General features: G+C 33.7%; 5 protein-coding genes. All 5 read right to left on the bottom strand.

Annotated elements, in window-relative coordinates:
• On the bottom strand, nucleotides 1–962 hold a 962-nt coding region (locus ACIQZC_RS08630), incomplete at its 3' end, for a fumarate hydratase (protein WP_396138829.1).
• Between the two features lie 77 nt (nucleotides 963–1,039).
• Nucleotides 1,040–2,479, bottom strand: a complete 1,440-nt coding sequence (locus tag ACIQZC_RS08625) for a nucleoside recognition domain-containing protein (RefSeq protein WP_396138828.1) — start codon at nucleotides 2,477–2,479, stop codon at nucleotides 1,040–1,042.
• Between the two features lie 54 nt (nucleotides 2,480–2,533).
• The gene (locus ACIQZC_RS08620; RefSeq protein WP_396138827.1) at nucleotides 2,534–3,247 is read right to left on the bottom strand and encodes a 3'-5' exonuclease; all 714 of its coding nucleotides are present in this window, start codon (nucleotides 3,245–3,247) and stop codon (nucleotides 2,534–2,536) included.
• A gap of 29 nt (nucleotides 3,248–3,276) precedes the next feature.
• Nucleotides 3,277–4,434 carry a serine hydrolase domain-containing protein gene (locus ACIQZC_RS08615; RefSeq protein ID WP_396138826.1) on the bottom strand — a complete coding sequence of 386 codons (1,158 nt, stop codon included), beginning with the start codon at nucleotides 4,432–4,434 and terminating at the stop codon, nucleotides 3,277–3,279.
• Between the two features lie 244 nt (nucleotides 4,435–4,678).
• Nucleotides 4,679–5,179: a DUF1573 domain-containing protein gene (locus ACIQZC_RS08610; protein ID WP_396138825.1), complete on the bottom strand. Its 501-nt coding sequence runs from the start codon at nucleotides 5,177–5,179 to the stop codon at nucleotides 4,679–4,681.
• Nucleotides 5,180–5,427: the final 248 nt, after the last annotated feature.

Raw genomic sequence — 5,427 nt, 5'->3', positions numbered from 1 at the left:
ATATTTCTATCTGCCGAACAAGAAACACCCATTCCAACTGGGCAAGATGCCGCATGACGAGGCAAACGAATCACACGAACGTCATGGGTTAAATATTTTCCGCCAAACTGGGCTCCAATTTGACTTTCTTGACAAATAATTTGTACTCTTTTCTCCCATTCTAAATCGCGAAACGCTTGACCCGACATGTTTCCTGATGTTGGTAAATTGTCATAATAACCCGCTGATGCTTTTTTGACTGTTGCTAAATTCGCTTCTGCAGAAGTACCGCCAATTACTAAAGCCAAATGATACGGAGGACAAGCCGCTGTTCCTAAATCCATAATACGCTCACGAACAAATTCGTCTAACGATTTTTCATTTAACAACGATTTTGTTTTTTGATACAAGAAGGTTTTGTTTGCCGAACCACCACCTTTTGTTAAAAATAAGAATTCATACGAATTTCCCTTTTTAGCATAAATATCAATTTGAGCTGGAAGATTTGAACCCGAGTTTTTTTCTTCAAACATCGAAATCGGAACAATTTGCGAGTAACGAAGATTTTTATTTTGGTACGTATTGTAAATTCCTTTGGATAACCATTCGCCATCTTCAACACCTGTGTACACGTTTTCACCTTTTTTAGCTACCACAATGGCCGTTCCAGTATCTTGGCAAGAAGGCAATTGACCTTCCACGGCTACAGCTGCATTTTGTAATAAATTATAAGCCACAAAACGATCGTTATCTGTTGCTTCTGGGTCTTCGATAATATTTCGTAATTTTTGTAAATGTGCAGAACGTAGCATAAACGAAACGTCGTCCATCGCTTCTTGAGCTAATAATTCTAATCCTTTTGGGTCAACCACTAAGATTTCTCTATCGCCAAGTTGTTCAATTTTTACGTAATCAGAAGTTAATCTTTTGTAGGTTGTATCGTCTTTTAAAATAGGATACGGGTCTTGATATAAAAAGTCCATTTGTGTGTAAGTTTTGAAAGGTAAAGTTACGGATTTTTGCCGGGATTGAAAAAATGAAATGTGGTTAATTGGGGATTTTAAAAAAACCAACTCGCCACAAAAATCGCTGTAATCACACAAATTAAATCTACTAAAAGCATCATACCTAGAGTATAACGTGTGTTTTTCACATTGATACTTCCAAAATAAACGGCAATTACGTAAAATGTTGTTTCGGCACTGCACTGGAAAATACAGCTCAATCTTCCGGTTAAAGAATCTGGTCCAAATTGCTTCATTGCATCAATCATAAAACCTCTTGAACCACCTGAGCTAAACGGACGCAACAGCGCCACTGGAAGCGAATCGGTTATTTCTTTGGCAACACCTAAATGAGCAAATAAAAAGGAAATTCCGTTGGCTATAATTTCAAACAAACCACTGTTTCTAAACAGCGAAATCGCTACTAACATTCCCATTACGTATGGAAAAATAGTAACTCCTGTTTTTAATCCGTTGTTGGCTCCTGTTACAAATGTATCAAAAATAGTGGTTTTATGTTCTACAAATTTCTTCTCTTGAACAAAGGAAAAAATGAGCGTGAATCCGATAATAATGATTAACAATAGACCCGAAAGATTTGATGTAAAATAATTTTTTCCGATTAAATCAAGGCTGTTTACATAGAATAATAATCCCACAATGGCACCAATAACACCCATCAATACCGCTAGTAACGAAGCGCTTTTGAAGTTGATTTTTTGTTTGATTCCTACCAATAAAAAGGCAGCAATAGTTCCAACAAACGAAGTAATGATACACGGCAACATGACATCGGCTGGATTTGCGGCATGTTCGGCTGCTCGATAACCAATAATAGATGTTGGAATCAACGTTAAACCCGCAGCATGCAAACACATAAACATAATTTGCGCATCGCTGGCTTTGTCTTTATCAGGGTTTAGTTCTTGTAAACTTTGCATGGCTTTTAAACCAAAAGGCGTTGCTGCAGAATCTAATCCTAAGAAGTTGGCTGAAAAGTTCAACGTCATATAGGAAATGGACTCATGATTTTTTGGGATAGAAGGAAAAACTTTAGCAAATAGCGGACTTAATTTTTTAGCCAATCGTTCAGAAGCCCCAGAAATGATAAGCAATTCCATAAGACCACAGAAAAAAGACAAATAAGCCATTAACGGCAGAATCAAATCAAACAAACTGGTTTTTGTCATGGGTAACAAACCGTCTGCTTTTTGTGTGCCGCTGTAAACTTTTACCGTTTGATTGGAATACACGTAAGTAGTATCTGCATCTTTTTCATTGCGATTAACGATGTAAGTATTTTCTTCACTTTTTTGTAAACTATCTTGAATAAATTTTGGCACTTCATTTATATACTTTTCATTGATTAAAAGGGGTTCACCTTGTTTGCCATTTAGCACATAATCAATGGAATAGTACTGTGAAGAAAACAAACCCACTACTACAAAAAAGATAGATGAAATAAAAATTACCAACCAAAATCTACTTAATACCATGTGTTATATTTTTTGTAAATGTACTAAATCAAGACTAAAATTCAATTTTGAAAATTATACATGAATAATTTCGTCGTCTACTAATATATCTTCTCTTCGTAATCGAAGAAAAATCTGAGCTACTGCAATGACATCTTTTTCACAATAAGTGATGATTCGGTCAATATTATTTTCTACATAATAAACATGAGCAACTTCGCTTCCGTCAATATCATCTTTTGGCGAAGGAATTCCTAAAACTTTAGTTAATAATTTTAATGACGTGAAATGTTTATAATCGCCAAATTTCCATAATTCTAAAGTATCTAAATGCGGCACTTCCCAGGGTTTTTTACCAAATAAATTAAGCTTGTTTGGCAAAGCAATTCCGTTAATAATCATTCTTCGTGCAATAAATGGAATGTCGAATTCTTTAGCGTTATGACCACATAAAACATGTTGGGCTCCGTTGAAGTGGGTGTTCAGTAGATTTGAAAAATCTCGTAAAATTTTCTTTTCGTCACCCCAAAAACTGGTCACTCTAAAGTTTCGAATGTCTGCTTTATTAACAAAATATCCGACGGAAATAGTAATGATTTTTCCAAATTCAGCCCAAATTCCTGCTCTTTCATAAAAATCTTCGCCCGAAATATCGTCTTTTCGTTGGTATTGTGTTTTGTGTTCCCATAAATACTGGGTTTCTTGATCTAAAACAGCATAATTTTCATGCTCAGGAACGGTTTCGATATCTAAAAATAAGATGTTATTTAGATTTATTTTTTCAATCATATTTTAATTTTTTTAGGGGTTACAGAATTTTATTTACGATTACTAAGCATTTTGTATGTTTCTTCAACATAAGTATATAAATCATTACTGTGCGTATCTTTTTTTGTTTGGAGACCTTTTAAATGACCAAGTCTAACAATGATCAATTGATCTTCAGGAATTACAATGACAAATTGTCCTAAGTGACCTCGCATATAATATAATTTTTTACCCAAAACGGTATGCATCCACCATCCATAACCATATTGAGGTGAATTTTTAAATCGTGGTGTGATACATTTTTTAACAAAAGTGCTCTCTAATAATTGTTTGCCGTTCCAATTTCCATTATTTAAATATAATTTTCCAAAACGAGCAAAATCTCGTGCATTACTTGCAATACAACAATAGGCTTTTTCAATGCCGTCTGGGGCTTCATCTAATTGCCAAAGTGCATCATTTTCGGCTCCCATGGGTTGCCAAAAGTGTTTTGAAACATAATCCGATAAATATTCACCCGTTGTTTTTTCAAGACACATGGCCAATAATTGGGTCGCACCACTCAAATATTTAAAGGATTTTCCTGGTTTTTCGATGATGTTTAAACCAAGAATCATTTTGTCTAAATCATCGTCAAAATAGGCTCGTGTTACGATTGAAAACGGATTGTAATATTTTTCATCCCAACTCAAACCTGAAGCCATTGAGGATAAATCGCCAACAGTTACTTCTTTTACAAATTTTCCTTTTAATTCAGGAAAGAAATCGGTTACTTTTTGGTCCAAACTTTTAATTTTGCCTTCCATTATAGCTTTTCCTAGCGCCATGGTAACCACACTTTTTGCCATGGAAAACGAATTAGACTTTGAGTTTTTATCAAATCCATCAAAATAACTTTCATGCCAAATGCGATCATTTTTAATAATTAAAAAAGCAGTGGTTTTAAGTTCTTTATGTGTTTTTTCTAGATTTTGAGTTGCGGGAACTGAATTATAATCGGAAGCGATTGACCAAGGTTGCGCTATCCCTTTTTTAATTTCTCGATTTGGAAATTCTTTATAATCTTCCAAAAAAGCAGTAGTGTATCCTTTGAGATAAATTGTTTTTACCGCGCGCAGTAAATAATCAACATCAAAAATATACATGACAATAATTAGAGTTGCAATAAAAATCGCAAACCATTTTAGGAATTTCAGCAAGAATTTCATTTACTAATAGGATAAATTTGTTTTATAAAAATAGAAAAAAGTTTGATTGTTTTTTAAAAATTAAAACAAAGTTTTTTGTAATCCAGTATTTTTATGTTTGAGCAGCCACTTTTTTGAAATTCTATTTTTATCCTTTTTAATTTTTGGTAATCCTAGAAGAGTTTTTATAGCTGTTCCCATTTAGTAAAAAAAAACCACCTGAATTTCAGGTGGCTTTTTAAGATGAAAAAAGTTGAATTAAAAATTATGATTTAATGTCTGTTTTTTTATCAGCATCAGTAGATGTTTCAATTACTTTGCCTTTAAAAGATAATGTTTTTATTGCTTCAGCACCACCTTCGTTTGTCATTACAGTTACTGATTTTTGAAACGGAGCCGGAGAAGCTGCATTGAAAGTAGCTGCTACCATACCTTTTTCTCCTGGTTTGATAGGAGTTTTTGTATAGTTTGCCGCTGTACAACCACAAGCAGGTTTAACACTCGTAATAATTATAGTTTCTTTAGTATTGTTTGTGAAAGAAAATTCATAAGTTGCAGGAATTCCTTTTGGAATGTCTCCAAAATCGTGCATTTCTTGATCCCATTTAACGACAGATTGTTTTGGCGCTGGTGGTGGAGCAGGAACAGCCACAGGTGCAGGTGCAGCAACTGGAGCCGGAGCTTTTACAGTTTTTGTGTCTTTAGTCTGAGCAAAAGAGGCACTTGCAATAAATAATGCAACAATTGATAATTTAATCGATTTCATACCTTAATATAATTTTAGTTATTTTAATTTTGTTTCACAAAGCTAAACAATCAAGAAAAAGGAGTTGTTAATCAGATTTAAATGATTGTTAACAAGTTGTTAATGGTTGTTTTTTACCATCCAATTTTTGTAATATCGGTGTCAATATGAAATTTAATAAATTCAAAACAGTAATATTTATAGGGTTTTTAGCCATTGTAGGGGTGATTATCATGCAATTGTTTTTACTCAACCAGGCGTATATTTTT

Origin of the sequence: Flavobacterium sp., assembly GCF_044338735.1 — a bacterium.
GTDB lineage: Bacteria > Bacteroidota > Bacteroidia > Flavobacteriales > Flavobacteriaceae > Flavobacterium.
This window is presented reverse-complemented; position numbering and strand designations above follow the sequence as displayed.

Excerpts from the sequence above, each read along its gene's own strand:
- ACIQZC_RS08615 (WP_396138826.1), bottom strand. The coding sequence starts at position 4,434 with ATGAAATTCTTGCTGAAATTCCTAAAATGGTTTGCGATTTTTATTGCA.
- ACIQZC_RS08610 (WP_396138825.1), bottom strand. The coding sequence starts at position 5,179 with ATGAAATCGATTAAATTATCAATTGTTGCATTATTTATTGCAAGTGCC.
- ACIQZC_RS08625 (WP_396138828.1), bottom strand. The coding sequence starts at position 2,479 with ATGGTATTAAGTAGATTTTGGTTGGTAATTTTTATTTCATCTATCTTT.
- ACIQZC_RS08620 (WP_396138827.1), bottom strand. The coding sequence starts at position 3,247 with ATGATTGAAAAAATAAATCTAAATAACATCTTATTTTTAGATATCGAA.